Origin of the sequence: Mesorhizobium australicum WSM2073, assembly GCF_000230995.2 — a bacterium.
Lineage (GTDB): Bacteria > Pseudomonadota > Alphaproteobacteria > Rhizobiales > Rhizobiaceae > Mesorhizobium > Mesorhizobium australicum.
The window spans coordinates 3,506,936-3,523,447 of sequence record NC_019973.1; the positions used below are offsets into that span (position 1 = coordinate 3,506,936).

16 protein-coding genes are annotated in these 16,512 nt (G+C 64.7%); 7 read left to right on the top strand and 9 right to left on the bottom strand.

Going from position 1 to position 16,512, the window contains the following annotated elements:
* Positions 1-7 precede the first annotated feature (7 nt).
* Positions 8-1,561 (top strand): trimethylamine methyltransferase family protein, encoded by a 1,554-nt coding sequence (locus tag MESAU_RS16800; RefSeq protein ID WP_015317238.1) that lies wholly within the window; start codon positions 8-10, stop codon positions 1,559-1,561.
* 123 nt (positions 1,562-1,684) lie between these two features.
* Complete coding sequence (locus MESAU_RS16805) at positions 1,685-1,999, top strand: ferritin family protein (protein WP_015317239.1); 315 nt, start codon at positions 1,685-1,687, stop codon at positions 1,997-1,999.
* A gap of 31 nt (positions 2,000-2,030) precedes the next feature.
* On the opposite strand, the gene MESAU_RS16810 is transcribed toward MESAU_RS16805, so the two are convergent.
* Positions 2,031-4,802 (bottom strand): ATP-dependent helicase, encoded by a 2,772-nt coding sequence (locus MESAU_RS16810; RefSeq protein WP_015317240.1) that lies wholly within the window; start codon positions 4,800-4,802, stop codon positions 2,031-2,033.
* A 256-nt stretch (positions 4,803-5,058) separates the two neighbouring features.
* On the opposite strand from MESAU_RS16810, the gene MESAU_RS16815 reads away from it, so the two are divergent.
* A complete protein-coding gene (locus MESAU_RS16815; protein WP_015317241.1) occupies positions 5,059-7,374 on the top strand; it encodes a glucose/quinate/shikimate family membrane-bound PQQ-dependent dehydrogenase in 2,316 nt (771 codons plus the stop codon).
* 34 nt (positions 7,375-7,408) lie between these two features.
* Here the strand turns inward: MESAU_RS16815 and MESAU_RS16820 are convergent, their stop codons facing one another.
* Together MESAU_RS16820 and MESAU_RS31510 are read right to left on the bottom strand one after the other, a co-directional pair.
* Positions 7,409-7,843 (bottom strand): hypothetical protein, encoded by a 435-nt coding sequence (locus MESAU_RS16820; RefSeq protein WP_015317242.1) that lies wholly within the window; start codon positions 7,841-7,843, stop codon positions 7,409-7,411.
* Positions 7,844-7,852: 9 nt separating this feature from the next.
* Positions 7,853-8,008 (bottom strand): hypothetical protein, encoded by a 156-nt coding sequence (locus tag MESAU_RS31510; RefSeq protein ID WP_015317243.1) that lies wholly within the window; start codon positions 8,006-8,008, stop codon positions 7,853-7,855.
* 253 nt (positions 8,009-8,261) lie between these two features.
* Here MESAU_RS31510 and MESAU_RS16825 point away from each other — a divergent pair, with 253 nt between their 5' ends.
* Positions 8,262-9,149, top strand: coding sequence for a dienelactone hydrolase family protein (locus MESAU_RS16825; protein WP_015317244.1), 888 nt, complete (start codon positions 8,262-8,264; stop codon positions 9,147-9,149).
* 9 nt (positions 9,150-9,158) lie between these two features.
* On the opposite strand, the gene MESAU_RS16830 is transcribed toward MESAU_RS16825, so the two are convergent.
* The 3 genes from MESAU_RS16830 to MESAU_RS16840 form a co-directional block, all read right to left on the bottom strand.
* Complete coding sequence (locus MESAU_RS16830; RefSeq protein WP_015317245.1) at positions 9,159-9,605, bottom strand: response regulator; 447 nt, start codon at positions 9,603-9,605, stop codon at positions 9,159-9,161.
* Entirely contained in the window at positions 9,602-10,708 is a 1,107-nt protein-coding gene (locus MESAU_RS16835; RefSeq protein WP_167331122.1) for a sensor histidine kinase, read from the bottom strand. Before MESAU_RS16835 ends, MESAU_RS16830 begins: the two co-directional genes overlap by 4 nt.
* Before the next feature lie 184 nt (positions 10,709-10,892).
* The gene (locus MESAU_RS16840) at positions 10,893-11,816 is read right to left on the bottom strand and encodes an EamA family transporter (protein WP_015317247.1); all 924 of its coding nucleotides are present in this window, start codon (positions 11,814-11,816) and stop codon (positions 10,893-10,895) included.
* Positions 11,817-11,905: 89 nt separating this feature from the next.
* Here MESAU_RS16840 and MESAU_RS16845 point away from each other — a divergent pair, with 89 nt between their 5' ends.
* Entirely contained in the window at positions 11,906-12,385 is a 480-nt protein-coding gene (locus MESAU_RS16845) for an Lrp/AsnC family transcriptional regulator (RefSeq protein ID WP_015317248.1), read from the top strand.
* On the opposite strand, the gene MESAU_RS16850 is transcribed toward MESAU_RS16845, so the two are convergent.
* Both MESAU_RS16850 and MESAU_RS16855 read right to left on the bottom strand, forming a co-directional pair.
* Positions 12,382-12,579 (bottom strand): hypothetical protein, encoded by a 198-nt coding sequence (locus MESAU_RS16850; protein ID WP_015317249.1) that lies wholly within the window; start codon positions 12,577-12,579, stop codon positions 12,382-12,384. The genes MESAU_RS16845 and MESAU_RS16850 overlap by 4 nt on opposite strands.
* A gap of 237 nt (positions 12,580-12,816) precedes the next feature.
* The gene (locus tag MESAU_RS16855) at positions 12,817-13,296 is read right to left on the bottom strand and encodes a thioesterase family protein (RefSeq protein ID WP_015317250.1); all 480 of its coding nucleotides are present in this window, start codon (positions 13,294-13,296) and stop codon (positions 12,817-12,819) included.
* Between the two features lie 160 nt (positions 13,297-13,456).
* Between MESAU_RS16855 and MESAU_RS16860 the strand changes: the two genes are divergently transcribed.
* Both MESAU_RS16860 and MESAU_RS16865 read left to right on the top strand, forming a co-directional pair.
* Positions 13,457-14,872, top strand: coding sequence for an FAD-binding oxidoreductase (locus tag MESAU_RS16860; protein WP_015317251.1), 1,416 nt, complete (start codon positions 13,457-13,459; stop codon positions 14,870-14,872).
* Between the two features lie 101 nt (positions 14,873-14,973).
* On the top strand, positions 14,974-15,492 hold the full coding sequence (locus MESAU_RS16865; protein ID WP_015317252.1) for a hypothetical protein: 519 nt from the start codon (positions 14,974-14,976) through the stop codon (positions 15,490-15,492).
* A gap of 29 nt (positions 15,493-15,521) precedes the next feature.
* Here the strand turns inward: MESAU_RS16865 and MESAU_RS16870 are convergent, their stop codons facing one another.
* Entirely contained in the window at positions 15,522-16,508 is a 987-nt protein-coding gene (locus MESAU_RS16870; protein WP_015317253.1) for a Dyp-type peroxidase, read from the bottom strand.
* Positions 16,509-16,512 lie beyond the last annotated feature (4 nt).

The window sequence follows — 16,512 nt, forward strand, 5'->3', positions numbered from 1 at the left end:
GTTTCTGATGGTCGATGACGCTGCACGGGATACGAGGCGCGAACGCCGGCGCGGACGCATGGGCGAGGCAGGCAGCGAATCAAGCCGTAAGCCCAATTACCGGTCGCTGAAGAACCCATTCCTGCCGCAGCCGATCTTTTCCGACGACCAGGTGGCGTCGATCCACGGCACGGCGCTGCGCGTGCTGGAAGAACTGGGCATCAAGGTGCTGCTGCCCGAGGCGCGCGAGGTGCTCGCCCGCGCCGGCGCCCTGGTCGACCCCGACACCGACATGGTGCGTATAGGCCGCGACATGGTGGCGGCAGCCTTAGCCTCGGCGCCGCGATCGATCCACGCTTATGCCGGAGCGCGCGATCGCGACCTGTTGCTCGAACTGGGCTCGATGACATTCCTGGCCGGCTCCGGCGCGCCCAATGTCACCGACCTCGAGCGCGGCCGGCGGCCCGGAACGCTGGTCGCCTTCGAGGAGTTGATCAAGCTGGTGCAGCATTTCGACGTCTTGCACATGCTGGGGCCGTGCATCGAACCGCAGGACATCGACAATCGTTTCCGCCACTATGCCGTCAACCGGGCGCAGCTGACCCTGTCGGACAAATTCCCGTTCGTGTTCGCGCGTGGCACGCCGCAGGTCGATGATAGTTTCGAGATGATCAGGCTGGCGCGCGGGCTGTCCGAGGACGAGTTCCGCTCGGGCGCGCATTGCTACACCGTCATCAACACCAACTCGCCGCGCCAGCTCGACATTCCGATGGCGCAAGGCATCATCGATTTCGCCAAGGCCGGCCAGGTCCTGATCATCACGCCGTTCTGCCTGGCCGGTGCGATGGCGCCGATCACCGTGGCCGGCGCGCTGACCTTGCAGCATGCCGAAGCGCTGGCCGGGCTGACGCTGGCGCAGATCGTGCGGCCGGGCGCGCCGGTGGTCTATGGTTCCTTCTCCTCCAATGTCGACATGAAATCGGGCGCACCGGCCTTCGGCACGCCGGAGCACGTCAAAGCCACACTGGGCGCAGGCCAATTGGCGCGCTTCACCGGTCTGCCCTGGCGCTCGGGGGGCGGCAGCGCGGCCAACATTTCGGACGCGCAGGCCGCGCACGAGACGCAGTTCGCGCTATGGGGCTCGGTGCTGTCGGGCGCCACCGTCTGCATCCACGCGGCCGGCTGGCTGGAAGGGGGCTTGAGCGTTTCCCTGGAAAAGCTGGTCACCGACATCGAGGCGCTGCAGACGGTCGCGGAACTTTGTGCGGCGACCCCCGGCGACGACGACGCAATAGGCTTCGAGGCGATCGCCGAAGTGCAGCCGGGCGGCCACTTCTTCTCGGCCGGCCACACCATGGTGCGCTACCGCACCGCCTTCTACGAGCCACTGGTGGCCGACTGGTCGAATTTCGGCAACTGGACGCAAAGCGGCTCGAAGACCGCCACCGAACGCGCCACCGGCATCTGGAAGCGCACCCTTGCCGATTTTGAGCCGCCGGCCGCGGCGGCCGCCACGTCAGGCGTGCTCGACGCGTTCATCGCGCGGCGCACGGAAGAGGGCGGCGCTGCGCCAGTGTCGTGAGATAGTTCGCGGATCCATCATCCCGAATTGTGGCCGTGATCCCGGAACCCGCGGCGCGTCCCGCGCATTCATGGATGCGGGCCAATGCCTGGCTCCATCCGTGAGCCGTTGAGGGAGGACGACATGGGTTTCGACCAGTACCACGAACCGCCGGAAGAATTGTCGCAGGAAGTGCGGACCTTTGCCCGCATGATCACCTCGCTGATCGAGGAGGCGGAAGCGATCAGCTGGTACGAACAGCGCATGTCGGTCGAGAAGAACCCGCAGGCCAAGGCGATCATGAAGAACGCGCAGAGCGAGGAGTTCAAGCATTTCGGCATGGACCTCGAATTCCTGCTGCGCCAGAAGACGGACTGGCGCGTGGAACTGAAGGAAATCCTGTTTACGACGGGCGATATCGTGAAGGCCGGGGAGCGGGGCGAGAAGAAGGTGGATTGAGGCGGGACGTTAGCCTTCGAGGCTGGCAGCCTCACACTGGCAGCACAAACCCGTCCAGCACGCGCTTCTGGCCGGCCTTGTCGAAGTCGATGGTCAGCTTGTTGCCCTCGATGGCTGAAATGTTGCCGTTGCCGAATTTCTGGTGGAAGACGCGGTCGCCGACGCTGAAGGCGGACGGCGTGTCGGACACGGATTTGGCGACCAGTTCACCGTCTATGGTGCGGCCTTTGACGCTGGTGCGGCCGGCGCCGTAGCCGGAGTCTGTTTCACCATAGCCGATGCGTTCGACCTGATGGCCCGAACGCGTGCCCCAGTTGCGGTCGGTCGCCTCGGTGCGGTTGGCCTGCGCACGCTGCCAACCCGGCGTCGAATAGGTGTTAGAGAAGGCGCCGGATTTTTCCCCGCCGCCCGAAGTGCCGCCGATATTGTCGAAGCGCGAAGCGCCATAGGGGTTCTGTCTTCCTGCCCCCTGGCCGCCGCCGCGGCCGGATGCGAACGAGCCGCCGCCATAGGGATTGCCGTAGCCGCCATAGGAGTTGCCGGCTTCGGCGACCTCGACATGGGCTTCCGGCAGTTCCTCGAGAAAGCGCGACGGGATGGTCGATTGCCAGAGCCCGTGGATGAGGCGGTTGGAGACGAACCAGATATGCAGGTTCTTCTTGGCCCGCGTCAGCCCGACATAGGCGAGCCGCCGCTCTTCCTCGAGCCCGGAGCGGCCGCCTTCGTCGAGTGCGCGCTGATGGGGAAAGAGGCCTTCTTCCCAGCCGGGCAGGAAGACGGTCTCGAATTCGAGGCCCTTGGCCGAATGCAGCGTCATGATGGAGACGGCATCGAGCCCGGCATTCTGCTCGGCATCCATGACCAGCGCGACATGTTCGAGGAAGGAGCGCAGCGATTCGTACTCCTCCATCGAACGGATCAGTTCCTTCAGGTTCTCAAGCCGCCCGGGGGCTTCCGCCGAGCGGTCGTTCTTCCACATGTCGGTGTAGCCGCTCTCCTCGAGAATGGTCTCGGCAAGTTCGGTGTGCGGCGTGGTTTCCAGCGCCTTTTGCCAGCGTTCGAAATTGGCAGCGACCTCGCGCAGCGCGGCGCGCGGTTTCGGCTTCAGCTCGTCGCTTTCCGCCAGTGTACCCGCCGCCTCCAGCATCGGGATGCGCAAGGCGCGCGCGGTGTCGTGGATCTGGCGGATGGTCGCTTCGCCCAAGCCGCGCTTGGGCACATTGACGATGCGCTCGAAGGCGAGGTCGTCGGTGCTGTTGGCGACGACGCGGAAGAAGGCCAGCGCGTCGCGGATTTCCATGCGCTCGTAAAAACGCGGACCGCCGATGACGCGGTAGTTAAGGCCGAGCGTGATGAAGCGGTCCTCGAAGGCGCGCATCTGGAAGGACGCGCGGACCAGGATCGCCATGTCGTTCAAATTGTGCTTCTGGCGCTGGTAGGCCTCGATGGTCTCGCCGATGGCGCGGGCTTCCTCCTCCGAATCCCAGGCGGCGTGGACGTTGACCTTGCCGTCCTCCGGATCGTTGCGGTCGGTGAACAGCGTTTTGCCGAAACGGCCCTCATTGTAGGCGATGAGATGGGAGGCGGCGCCCAGTATGTGCGCGGTCGAGCGGTAGTTGCGCTCCAGCCGGATGATGGTGGCGCCCGGAAAATCCTTGTCGAAGCGCAGGATGTTGTCGACCTCGGCACCGCGCCAGCCATAGATCGACTGGTCGTCATCGCCGACGCAGCAGATATTGACTTTGTTTTCGCTCACGGGCTGTTCCGCGCCTGCCGGCGCGGGCCCTCCGCGGGGGCCTCGCAACGGCTCGGACGCCCGGTCGGGCTTGCGGCCTTCGGCCGAAACTGTTGATTCGTCCTCTGGAGTTGCGGGTCTATAGCTAGCCGCTTCCGTTCTATCCGAAACACCGGAAAAACTTGGAACGCGCCCACCCGGAGAACCACTTCGCGCTGGTTGTGATCCGCTCGGCCTCTGCGCCAGAAGCCGCAGCCACATGTACTGGGCGGTGTTGGTGTCCTGGTACTCGTCGACGAGGATGTATTTGAACCGCCGGTGATAGTCCTTCAGCACATCGGGATTGGCGCGGAAGATGCGGATCGGGTGGCAGAGCAGATCGCCGAAATCGCAGGCGTTCAGCGTCTGCAGCCGCTCCTGATAGGCCTTGTAGAGCTCGCGGCCCTTGCCGTTGGCGAAGCTGCGCGCATCGCCCTCGGCGATATCGGCCGGACCCTGGCCCTTGTTCTTCCAGCCGTCGATCATCTGGGCGAACTGTTTCGCGGGCCAGCGCTTGTCGTCCAGGCCCTCGGCCTGGATCAGCTGCTTGATCAAGCGCACGACGTCGTCGGTGTCGAGGATGGTGAAGTCGGACCTCAGGCCGGCAAGCTCGGCGTGGCGGCGCAGCAGCTTCACGCCGATCGAGTGGAAGGTGCCGAGCCACGGCATGCCCTCGACATTGCCTTCGCCGATCAGGATGCCGATGCGCTGTTTCATCTCGCGCGCGGCCTTGTTGGTGAAGGTGACGGCCAGGATCTGCGAGGGGAAGGCCCTGCCGGTGGCAAGGATGTGGGCGATGCGGGTGGTCAGCACGCGCGTCTTGCCCGTGCCGGCGCCGGCCAGCACCAGAACCGGGCCTTCGGTGGTCTCCACGGCCAGCCGCTGCTCGGGATTCAAGCCCCTGAGATAGTCGGGCGCATTGTTTTGGCCGCCGCGGGCAGCCATGGCGCGCGCGGCAATGCCCGACGGGGCCGTGGGCCGCGCATTGGGTTCGTCGAAAAAGGGCATGTCTTCGGAAAAGCCGGACATCTCCCCCGAATGTAGTGATTCGGGAGGGAAAGACCAGAACTGTCTACGTTTTGTTCCGGTAAAGTGCCCGATACGGCGGCTTCACCGATATGGGAACCGCCGTTGTGGAACAATCCCAGGCGGAACGAGGTTGCTGCCCGCGGGCTCGCGACCTACGCTTGACAGGCGCCGCGGTCGGGAGAAAGTTGCCGGGGCAACACGCAATGCGGGTTGCCCTAGGCCGCCCCACGCGCGCAACAGTCGAAGGAGTATCATCTTGGCTGTCACCATCACCTCCCTCATTCTCTTCCTCCTAGGCCTGGCGCTTGGCGCCGGCGGCATCTGGTTGGCTTCGCTGGGCGGCAGTTGGTACTACATCATCGTCGGTCTCGCCTTCCTGGTCGCCGCCTGGCTGCTCTACCGGCGCCGTTCGACGGCGCTCTGGCTCTACGCGGCGATCGTGCTCGGCACGCTGGCCTGGGCGGTCTGGGAAACCGGCTTCGACTGGTGGGAGCTCGGCCCGCGCGGCGGCATCATCGTGCTGGTGGCGTTGTGGCTGCTGACGCCGTGGGCGCGGCGCGGCCTTGCCGGTCCGGACGGGCGAGCACCTTTGATCCTTGCCGTGCTGGCATCGCTGGCGGTGGCCGGCTATTCGATGACCACGGACCCGAAGGACATCGGCGGCGCGCTCGACACCGACAAGGTGATCCCCAACGCCAATCTCGGCGGCGATGTGCCGGCGGGCGAATGGCACTATTACGGGCGCACGCAGTTCGGCCAGCGGTATTCGCCGCTCGACCAGATCACGCCGGAAAACGTCGCCAACCTGAAGCCGGCCTGGACCTATCGCACCGGCGACGTCAAGGGCCCCGACGATGTCGGCGAGACCACCTATCAGGTGACACCGCTCAAAGTGGGCGACACGCTCTATATCTGCACGCCGCACAACTTCGCCATCGCCGTCGATGCGGCGACCGGCAAGGAGAAGTGGCGCTACGATCCCAAGATCAAGCTCGACAAGGACCGCCAGCACCAGACCTGCCGGGGCGTCTCCTATTATGCCGACGCAGCGGGCGCCGCCGGCCAGCCCTGCGCGGCGCGCGTCTACCTGCCGACCTCGGATGCGCGGCTGATCGCGCTCGACGCCGCCAACGGGCAGGTTTGCCCGGCCTTCGCCGAGGGCGGCACGCTCAATCTGTTGACGGGCATGCCGTATCCGAAGTCGGGCTATTACTACTCGACCTCGGCGCCGCTGATTGCCGGCGGCAAGATCATCGTCGGCGGGGCGGTCAATGACAATTATTCGACGCAGGAGCCGTCCGGCGTCATCCGCGCTTATGATGCGAGCAGCGGCAAATTGCTGTGGAACTGGGATTCCGGCAATCCGGACCAGACGACGCCGCTGCCGGCCGGCCAGACCTACACCGCCAACTCGCCCAACATGTGGTCGACGCCGAGCGCCGACGAGAAGCTCGGCCTGCTCTACGTGCCGCTCGGCAACCAGACGCCGGACCAGCTCGGCATGGGCCGCAGCGCCAATGTGGAGAAATTCTCCTCCTCGATCACCGCGCTGGACCTCAACACCGGGCAGTTGAAATGGGTGCGCCAGACCGTGCACCATGACCTCTGGGACATGGACGTGCCGGCGCAGCCGAGCCTGATCGACATCACCAAGGCCGACGGCTCCGTGGTGCCCGTGCTGGTCGGGCCGACCAAGCAGGGCGACCTCTATGTGCTCGACCGGCGCACCGGCGAGCCGGTCATCCCTGTCAAGGAAGTGCCGGCGCCCGGCGGCGCCATCGAGGGCGACCACACATCGCCGACGCAGCCCGCGTCCGATCTTTCCTTCAACCCGCCGCCGCTGACCGAGCACGATATGTGGGGCATCACCATGTTCGACCAGCTGGCGTGCCGCATCGCGCTTCACAAATTGCGCTATGAAGGCCGCTACACGCCGCCCTCGCTGCAGGGATCGCTGGTTTATCCCGGCAATTTCGGCACGTTCAACTGGGGTGGCGTGGCGGTCGATCCGGTGCGGCAAGTGATGTTCGGGATGCCGACCTATCTTGCCTTCACGTCGCGGCTGGTGCCGCGCGCCGACGTGCCGCCGCCGGGCGACACCAAGGGCAGCGAGCAGGGGCTGAACCGCAATGACGGAGCGCCCTATGCGGTGGTGATGGGACCGTTCCTGTCGCCACTCGGCATTCCGTGCCAGGCGCCGCCCTGGGGCTACGTCGCGGGCGTCGATCTTCGCACCGGCGCGATTGCCTACAAGCACCGCAACGGCACCGTCTACGACATGACGCCGCTGCCGTTGCCGTTCAAGGTCGGGGTGCCCGGCATTGGCGGGCCGATGATCACCGCCGGCGGTGTCGCCTTCCTGGGTGCCGCGGTCGACGACTATCTGCGCGCCTACGAGCTGACGTCAGGCAAGCAGCTCTGGCAGGCGCGGCTGCCGGCCGGAGGGCAATCGACGCCGATGACCTACACCGTCGCGGACGGACGCCAGTTCGTGGTCATCGTCGCCGGCGGCCACGGCTCGGTGGGCACCAAGCCGGGCGATTACGTGATGGCCTACGCGCTGCCGAAGTAGGCAGGCGGGGTTACCGGGTCCGGCGAGCCGACGATCAGCCGAGCCCCAGATGGCTCTTTAGGCTCGGCACCGAGCCAAGCACTTGGTTGGTCAGATCGGGGCCTGCGGCCGCCTCGGCCTGCTGGACAAGCGTCTCGCCAGCCTTCTGGATCTGCGCCAAGTCGAGGCCGGAGGCCTTGAGCGCGGCGAGGCCGTTGACCAGCGCGCCGGCCTTCTCGCCGAGAACGCCGCCAAGCGCGCCCTGCAGCGACGACAGGAAGCCGCCACCGCCGCCGGCCGGGGCGGCCATGACGTCATATTTCTGCGCCAGCGCATCGGCGCCCGGAATCTTGGCGAAGAAGGAGGAGGCGCTGGTGCCTTCGGCCTCGTGCTCGAGCACCGAGAAAATGGTGCCGACGACCTTTTCGGTCGTGGCCTGGTCGAGACCGGCCTTCTGCGAGACGGTGTTCACGATGTCCTGAACGTCCATGACTTCACCTCAACCTTGGGTTTTCGTGTTCGCGGGCTGGCGCTTGCGGCTGCGGACCCTGACCATGGACTTGCGGCTTGCCGCGACAACAGCCGCGCGCATCGCCAGAACGGCCGCCACGGCTGCCACGAAGGCGGTTGCCAGGATCGGCGAGGGCATGGTCATCGGCATTGTTCCTTTCAGATCGGGCCTATAGGACCGTGACCGCCGAGGGCGGCCGGCCAGCCAGTTTCCCCCACTATTGTGGCAGCGCCATCAAGATTTGTCACCGATGACAAAAACGTGATGATCTTCAGCCGACTGACCGGCGGCCGCCAAGGCAGCGAGATGTCACGCTCCGGTGACTGGACGATGAGAGGCTCGCCCCTATCTTGCGACCGGCAAGGACACCGCAGTCGCGACGAGATCGAGGAAGCCCATGGCCGACGTCACCACCAAACCCGTCATCACCCAGGCGATGATCGATGCCTATGACGAATACACGCATCTGACGCTGGATCGCCGCCGCTTCATGGAGCAACTGACCAGGCTTGCCGGATCGGGCGCGGCGGCGGCCGCGATCGCGCCGATGCTGGCGGCGAACTCGGCCCAAGCGGCGATCGTCGCCGACAACGATGCCCGCGTGAAGGGCGAGGATATCACCTATCCCGGCAGCGGCGGCGAGATGAAGGGCTATCTGGTCAAACCCGCAAACCAGGCCGGCAAGCTCGGCACGGTCATCGTCATCCATGAAAACAGGGGGCTCAACCCGCATATCCGCGACGTCGCCCGGCGCGTGGCGCTGGAAGGGTTCGTGGCGCTCGCGCCGGATTTCCTGTCGCCGCTCGGCGGCACGCCCACTGACGAGGACAAGGCGCGCGACATGTTCGGGAAACTCGACCCGGCGCAGACCGTGGCCAATGGCGTGGCGACGGTCGCCTTCCTCAAGGCCGACGGGGACGGCAATGGCAAGGTCGGCGCCATCGGCTTCTGCTGGGGCGGCGGTACGGCCAACATGCTGGCCGTCAATGCGCCCGACCTTGCGGCGAGCGTCGCCTATTACGGCATGCAGCCGAAGGCCGCCGACGTCTCGAAGATCAAGGCCGCGTTGCTGCTGCACTATGCCGGCCTCGACGAGCGCACCAATGCCGGCATCGATGCGTTCACGAAGGAACTCGACGCCGCCCATGTCGAATACACGGTCTATGTCTATGAAGGCGCCAACCATGCCTTCAACAACGACACCTCGGCGGCGCGCTACGACAAGAAGGCGGCCGACCTCGCCTGGGGCAGGACGATCGCCTTCCTCAGGCAGAAGCTGGCATGACCATCGCCTTCAGGCCGCCGGCGCCCAGATCGTCTTGAAGGCCGGCGACAGGGTGAAGCCCGCCGGGCGCTCCGATTTCGGCGGCGGGCGCCGCACGCCTTCCTGCAAATAGCGCAGGGCAGAGGTCAGCCCGTTCATCGTGTAGGGCTTGGCGATGACGCCGATCGCACCGGCGAAGTGGTCGGGGATGCGCTTCGGGTTGGCGGTCATGAAAATGACCATCGAGTTCTTTCTGTCGCCAATATATTCGGCGACGTCGATGCCGGTCGGGCCGTCGGTGAGATGGATGTCGACAAAGGCGATATCGGCCTGCGTGGTATCGACCATGTCCTTTGCTTCGGCGAGCGATGTTGCCCAGCCGACGACGCTGTGCCCGGCGTCCTCGACCAGGCTCTCCAACTCCATGGCCAGCAGCGCCTCGTCCTCGACGATCAGGACCTTGAGCGGTTCAATCATGACAGGTTCCCTTTGTGCTGTGGTCCATTGGGCATCGAGATGACAACGCGAGTGCCGGGACCGGCATCGCGCCACTCGATGTCGGCACGCAATTGGCGGGCAAGCGACTTGATCAGCCGCATGCCGAAGGAGGCGTCGCCATTGGCGCCCGCCATGCCGACGCCGTCATCCGAGACCTCGATGTTCAAATGGCCGTCCGGCTGGCTCATCTTGATGCCGATGCTGCCCGATCTCGTGCCGTCGGGCCTTTCCTTGAAGGCATGCTTGAGCGCGTTGGTGACGAGTTCGTTGACCATCAGCGCTACCGGCGTCGCCTTCTCGGCCGGGACGACGACGGGCTCGAGATCGAGTGTCGGATTGATTTCCGAACGTCCCGAAGCCGTGAGCAGGTCGGAGATGAGATCCTTGGCGAAGTCGGAAACATCGAACTTGCTGACATCCTTGGACTGGTAGAGCCGGCGGTGCACGGTGCTGAGCGCCTCTATGCGCTCCAACATCGTGCCAAGCGAGCGCTTGAGGTTCGCGTCGGAGACGGTGCGGCTCTGCATGAGGATAAGCGAGGAGATCATCTGCAGATTGTTCTTCACCCGATGATCGACCTCATGCAGCAGCGTGGTCTGCGCCTCAAGTGCCGCTTCGAGCTCAGCCGTGCGTTCCTTGACGGCCTTTTCGAAACGTTCCTTGTCCGCGGTGATGCGATTTTCCCAGAGCTTCCGGTCGGAAACATCGAGTTGCGAGGCGAAGAAGAACTGCATTTCGCCTTTGTCGTTGGAGACGGGGCTTATGTAGAGCGCGTTCCAGAAGGTCGATCCGTCCTTGCGGTAATTCAGGATATCGACACTGATGTCGGTTTCATCGGCGATCGCGGCGCGTATCTGAGCGATCGCTTCCTTGTCGCTCTCCGGCCCCTGCAGGAAGCGGCAGTTCCTGCCGAGAACCTCGTCGCGCTCATAACCCGTCAGGCGCAGGAAGGCGTCGTTTGCAAAGACGATCGGATTGTCCTGCCGGCGCGGATCGGTAATGATCATCGACATGCGCGTGGCGCGGATGGCCGCCGCGAAGGGGTCGCCCTTGCCGTGCTCGACATGAAGGTCGTCGGTCATGTGCCATGCGTCCGCCGGCTCCCTGGTCCGTTTCCGTTCCATAGCGTCGCTCCAAGCCATTTTCGCGGGAGACAACGGCTCAAAGTAGAATTTGGTTTCAATCTCGGCTGGCCTGTCGCAGTTCGTCGCAGGCGGGAACCGATGGAGGCTTTCCGCAACCGACCGCGAGGAAGGGGTTTCCCAGCTAGCCAGCCGAGGCCGGCCTGTGAAGCGCGACGCCGGCCACGACCAGCGCGATGCCGAGGCAATCGGACGGACCGGGTACCTGACGCAGCACGACGACGCCGATCAGCGTTGCGGTGACCGGCAGCAGCGACAGCATCAGCGCGAAACTCGCGCGCGGCAACCGCGCCATGGCGAGCTGGTCGCATACGTATGGAATGACCGACGAGCAGATGCCGACGCCGATGGCGGCGACGAGCAGCGGCGGCGACAAAAAGGCGGACAGGGCGTCGGCGAAGCCAACGGGCAGCACGACGACGAAAGCGACCGCCATGGCCGCACCCAGGCCGGCGATGCCGTCGCCGGCGCCCGCGCGGGCGACACGGTGTCCAAGCACGATGTAGCCGACAAAGAGCGCGCCGTTGAGGAAAGCCCAGACCAGCCCGACCGGGTCGCTTGCCCATTTGACATCGATCAGCAGCAAGGTGCCGGTCACGGCGATGGCAAGAGCGGCCAGATTGCGGGTGCTCCCGAGGCCGGCGAGCGCGACGCCGATGGTGCCGACGAATTCGATCGCCGCAACCAGCGAGATCGGCAGGCGGTCGAGCGCCAGGTAGAACGAACAGTTCATCACCGCCAGGCAAGCACCGAAGGCAACGAGCAGGAGCCGCGTCGGGAGATCGGCGCTGGCGAAGGTTCGCCATGGGCGGGTCAATGGCGCGAAGACCAGCGCCGCGGTGGCTATGCGCAGCCAGGCCATGCCGAGCACGCCGACTTGCGCAAAAAGCAGCACGGCGAAGGCCGGGCCGAGATAATGAAAGACAGCGCTGACAGCGAACCAGATATGAGGCGGCAATCTTGTCGCGAGCCCGGCGAGTGCGGGGCCGGCAAAGGCCGGGGTGGCAGCGGCAGGGCTGGTATACGGGGCTTGCCTCTGGTCATCCATGGGATCAGTATCGTAGCCAATCCTCCCTATTCATATGGATGATGACCAGCGTGACCAATAATTCGTTTCCCGGAAGCAAGGAGTTTTCCATGAAACGCCTTCGAAACGAAAATGCCGACATCGACGCGGCCGACATGAAGATCCTGCGCCTGCTGGAAGAGGACGCGCGCATCAGCACCGCGGAGCTGGCCCGTTCCGTCGGCCTGTCTGCGCCGAGCGTGGCGGAGCGCATCAAGCGGCTGCAGGAGAACGGCGTGATCGAGGCCTATTGCGTCAGGATCAACCCGGCGGCGCTTGGCCTGAAACTGTCGGCGTGGCTGCGCATCCGGCCGGTGCCTGGGCAATTGTCAGTCGTGGCCGAGATCATCCGTGAGTTGCCGGAGATCGCACAATGCGACCGGGTGACCGGAGAGGACTGTTTCATCGCGCTGGCGCATGTCGGCTCGGTCGCCGAACTCGAACGGGTGATCGACCGCATCATTCCCCATGCGATGACCAACACGGCGATCATCCAGTCGTCGCCAGTGATCGCGCGCTCACCGCTGGCGGCGATCAGGCAACGGCGCTAAGCGTGGCCGCGCTTCAGGCGGGCGCGCTTCAGGATGCTGCGCCAGCGGATCATGTCGAACGGGATCGGTTCGTTGTTGTTGGCGATGTGAAAGATCTCGTTGTCGACATTCTTGAGCGAACGCCAGAAATCGTAGTCCGATATGCGCGGATCGGCCGCCAGCCTGTCCACCTCGACCTTGATGTCGGTTTTCATGCACGTTCCTCGAACCGGCTTCGCCGCGCCGCCCGCTAAAACAACCCTGTGCGGACGTTTTCGACCGCTCCGCTGAGTCGTTCAACGGCTCAGATGGCTTGTTCCCGTTAAATCCTCAGTAAGGTTAATGCGGGTGCGAGGTGGCTTCAAGCACGCGTGCCAGCCGATTTGAGGAACCCGGCGATTTTGGATCGCGGGTGTGGCTTTGAGGCCAGACCCGGTCGCCTGGGCTTCGCCCTATTTGCGCTTGATGCCGATCGAACGGCCGGCGCGCTCGGGCATCGGGAGCACGGAGTGGGCGGCGCGCATGGCTTCGATCCTGGCCAGTACATCGGCCGGAAAGGGCGCCACCTTCGGCCCCGACATGTCGACATGCAGCGACAGGGTCTCGGACGTGGCGGCGAGCCAGCCGTCGACATGGCGGATTTCCTGATAGGCCCGCAGCCGCTTCTCGTCATGGTCGATGAGCTGGAAGGAGACCGCGACCTTGTGGTCGAGATGCAGTTCCCTGACGTAGCAGACATGGGCTTCGGCGGTGTAGATGGTGAGCCGCCGCTCTTTCACATAGTCCAGACCCATGCCCATCGCCTCGAAGGCCTCGTCCGAGCAGCGGTCGAACAGCACGTTGTAATAGGCCATGTTGAGATGGCCGTTATAGTCGATCCAGTCCTTCTCGATGCCCATGGGCCTGGAGACGAAGGGGGCGGGAATGGACATCGAAACTTCCTTGTTCTGGTGCTGGACAGAGTAGCCGGTGAGTGTCTTTACATTCTGACGCAATTTCGGATGGAAACCGCTTCACACTTTTCCTGAAATTGCTTTAGGCATCCATACTCGCATAACAAGCGTGGGCGCTGGTCCATTCGCGGAGGAATTCATGGCTCTGAGCGACCTCAATCCGGTCGAACGCAACGAGGAAGGCATCGCGGCGGTGCTCGGCATCCTCAAGCAGCGGCTGGGCGAGCGCTTCCAGACCGGACAGGCCATCCGCTCGCAGCACGCGCATACGACCACCTATATTCCGACGCAGGCGCCCGACGGCGTCGCTTTCCCGGAGACGACGGCCGAGGTGCAGGAAATCGTGCGTGCCTGTGCAGCGCATCGCGTGCCGGTGATCGCGTTTGGCGTCGGCTCGTCGCTCGAAGGCCACACCAATGCGCCGGGTGGGGGCATTTCGGTCGATACGTCGCGGATGAACCGCATTCTCTCGGTCAATCCGCAGGATCTCGACTGCACGGTGGAGCCGGGCGTCACGCGCGAGGATTTGAACCGGCATCTGCGCGACACCGGCCTGTTCTTCCCGATCGATCCGGGCGCCAATGCCTCGCTCGGCGGCATGGCGGCGACGCGGGCGTCCGGCACCAATGCGGTGCGCTACGGCACGATGCGCGAGAACGTGCTGTCGCTGACCGCCGTCATGGCCGACGGCGAGATGGTGACGACCGGCAAGCGGGCGAAAAAGAGCTCGGCCGGTTATGATTTGACCCGGCTGCTGGTCGGCTCCGAGGGCACGCTGGGCATCATCACCGCGCTGACCCTAAAGCTGCAAGGCATTCCGCAGGCGATCTCGGGCGGCGTCTGTCCCTTCCCGAGCGTCGAAGCGGCCTGCAACGCCGTGATAGCGACGATCCAGATGGGCATTCCGGTGGCGCGCATCGAACTGGTCAACGCGCTGCAGATGCGGGCGATGAAGACCTATTCCAAGCTCGATTATCCCGAGAGCCCGTGCCTGTTCGTCGAGTTTCATGGCAGCGACGCCGGCGTTGCCGAACAGGCCGAGACCTTCGGGGCGATCGCGGAAGACAATGGCGGCGGGCCGTTCCTGTGGACCAGCGTTGCCGAGGAGCGCACCAAATTGTGGAAGGCCAGGCACGACGCCTACTGGGCGTCGCTGACCTTGCGGCCGGGCGCCAAGGGGCTGTCGACCGATGTCTGCGTACCGATCTCGCGCTTTGCCGAATGCGTCATGGAAACCGAGGCCGACATTGCCGAGATGGGACTTATCGCGCCCATCGTCGGCCATGCCGGAGACGGCAATTTCCACGTGCTGGTGCTGATGGATGTCAACGATCCCAAGGAAATCGCGCTGTCGGAAAAATTCGTGGCACGGCTCAACATGCGGGCGATCGCCATGGAGGGTACCTGCACCGGCGAGCACGGCATCGGGCAAGGCAAGATCGGGTTCCTGCGCCACGAACTCGGCCATGGCGTCGACATCATGCGCACGATCAAGCAGGCGCTCGATCCGCAAAACATCATGAATCCGGGCAAGATATTGCCTGACGCGGGCTAAGGGCATCGCGAACAGCGCGTCTTGACCGCGCCGCCATTCGGGTCGAGGCTCCTCAAGTGGCAAACCTGGAAAGACAGGCGTGCCGGCTGAGGAGAATTTTTATGGCCATTTCACGCAAGGAAGAAGCACGCGCGCTGAGCGCCGATGAAAAGGAATTGGTGGGGAAATCGCACCATCCGGCGGTGCAGGAGCTTTCCGACTCCGACCTTTCCGGCCTGGTCAAGCTGTTGCGGGAACGGCGTGACAAGGCGCAGACCGAAGCACATCGCCGGCGGCGCGAAATACGCGGCAAAGGCGCGGCGAAAGGTACGGCACCCTCGAAGGCCGACGGCGGTTCACAAATTAAGCTCGCGGTGCTGGCCATGGCGATGCGGCGGCTGAACGGCGAGGCCGAACGGCGCCGCCAACTGGCGGCTCGCATTTCGCTGGTCGACAATGCGCGCAAGGCGCTGGCCTTGAAGCAGAAAGCTCCGGAGGGTCCCACGCACAATTCGCGCACCGCCCACGAGGGCATGCGGGCCGTGGCCAACCAGAAGGTTCCAAATCTTGTTCGGCCGGCCGAATTCGGCCGCCAGCGCAAGGCGGCCAAGGTGGCGCAGGCGAAACGCGACGCACGCTAAGGGAGCGGTTAGGCCCGCCAACCGCCGCTCTATCCTACAGTGGGAAGCTGCTCCCGGGCGTCCTGCGCAAGCGTCTGCAGCATGGGGCGGGTCGGGGCGAAGAAGGTCGTGCCGGTGTGCGGCGTGGAGACATCGAGCAGCCGGTCGTATGCACCCGGCGGGTCGCCGACATACATGCGCTGCAGCATTTTCTCGGTGACCCAGAGATATCTGCTGTAGCCGATGAAGTAGGTGCCGAATTCGTTCTGCCCGGGCCTGCCGAACGGCATGTTGTCGCGCAATATGTCGTGTTCGTTGCCGTCGGCATCGACCACGGTGGCCAGCGACTTGTGCGATTTGCGCGGCGCGTCGTCATCATCGATTTCGATGTTGTCGATCTTGGTGCGGCCGATGATCGCCTCCTGCTCGGGCGTGGGAATGCGCGCCCAGGCCTGCATGTCGTGCAGATATTTCTGGACCACGACATAGCTGCCGCCGGCGAAATCGGCATCCTCGTCACCGACCAGCGCCGAGGCGGGCAAATCGAGGCCGGCCGGGTTGGCGGTGCCGTCGACGAAGCCGAGCAGGTCGCGGGCGTCGAAATAGCGAAAGCCGATCACTTCGTCGACGACGCTGACGCCGGGACCAAGCCTGTCGAGCAGGATACGCCCGAATTCGAAGCACATGTCGGGCCGCTCGGCGCGGATGTGAAAGAGCAGGTCGCCCGGTGTCGTTGGCGCCGAATGGACCGCGCCCTTGATCGGCGCGAACGGCTTCAGTTCCAGCGGCCGCCGGCCGGGGCTGAGCCGGTCCCAGAGATCGCGGCCGATGCCGGCGATGCAGGACAGGCGCCCGCCGAGATCGCGGAATCCGACAGTCTTGACCAGATCGTCGAGTTCGCCGAGCACGGAACAAACCCTGGCCAGAGCCGGCTGATCGCCGGCGACGGTGCCGACAAGGAAAATCGCCGACTGCGATAGCGGGGCATCGACACTCTGCGCATCGATCGGCACGCGATCCCAGTTCTTGCCCGACATCCGA

Bases quoted from the DNA above. Each gene is read 5' to 3' on its own strand.
- MESAU_RS16870 (WP_015317253.1), bottom strand. From the start codon at position 16,508: ATGTCGGGCAAGAACTGGGATCGCGTGCCGATCGATGCGCAGAGTGTC.
- MESAU_RS16845 (WP_015317248.1), top strand. From the start codon at position 11,906: ATGAAACGCCTTCGAAACGAAAATGCCGACATCGACGCGGCCGACATG.
- MESAU_RS31510 (WP_015317243.1), bottom strand. From the start codon at position 8,008: ATGACCATGCCCTCGCCGATCCTGGCAACCGCCTTCGTGGCAGCCGTG.
- MESAU_RS16810 (WP_015317240.1), bottom strand. From the start codon at position 4,802: ATGTCCGGCTTTTCCGAAGACATGCCCTTTTTCGACGAACCCAATGCG.
- MESAU_RS16860 (WP_015317251.1), top strand. From the start codon at position 13,457: ATGGCTCTGAGCGACCTCAATCCGGTCGAACGCAACGAGGAAGGCATC.
- MESAU_RS16830 (WP_015317245.1), bottom strand. From the start codon at position 9,605: ATGATTGAACCGCTCAAGGTCCTGATCGTCGAGGACGAGGCGCTGCTG.
- MESAU_RS16805 (WP_015317239.1), top strand. From the start codon at position 1,685: ATGGGTTTCGACCAGTACCACGAACCGCCGGAAGAATTGTCGCAGGAA.
- MESAU_RS16835 (WP_167331122.1), bottom strand. From the start codon at position 10,708: ATGACCGACGACCTTCATGTCGAGCACGGCAAGGGCGACCCCTTCGCG.
- MESAU_RS16855 (WP_015317250.1), bottom strand. From the start codon at position 13,296: ATGTCCATTCCCGCCCCCTTCGTCTCCAGGCCCATGGGCATCGAGAAG.
- MESAU_RS16820 (WP_015317242.1), bottom strand. From the start codon at position 7,843: ATGGACGTTCAGGACATCGTGAACACCGTCTCGCAGAAGGCCGGTCTC.
- MESAU_RS16825 (WP_015317244.1), top strand. From the start codon at position 8,262: ATGGCCGACGTCACCACCAAACCCGTCATCACCCAGGCGATGATCGAT.
- MESAU_RS16850 (WP_015317249.1), bottom strand. From the start codon at position 12,579: ATGAAAACCGACATCAAGGTCGAGGTGGACAGGCTGGCGGCCGATCCG.
- MESAU_RS16840 (WP_015317247.1), bottom strand. From the start codon at position 11,816: ATGGATGACCAGAGGCAAGCCCCGTATACCAGCCCTGCCGCTGCCACC.
- MESAU_RS16800 (WP_015317238.1), top strand. From the start codon at position 8: ATGGTCGATGACGCTGCACGGGATACGAGGCGCGAACGCCGGCGCGGA.
- MESAU_RS16865 (WP_015317252.1), top strand. From the start codon at position 14,974: ATGGCCATTTCACGCAAGGAAGAAGCACGCGCGCTGAGCGCCGATGAA.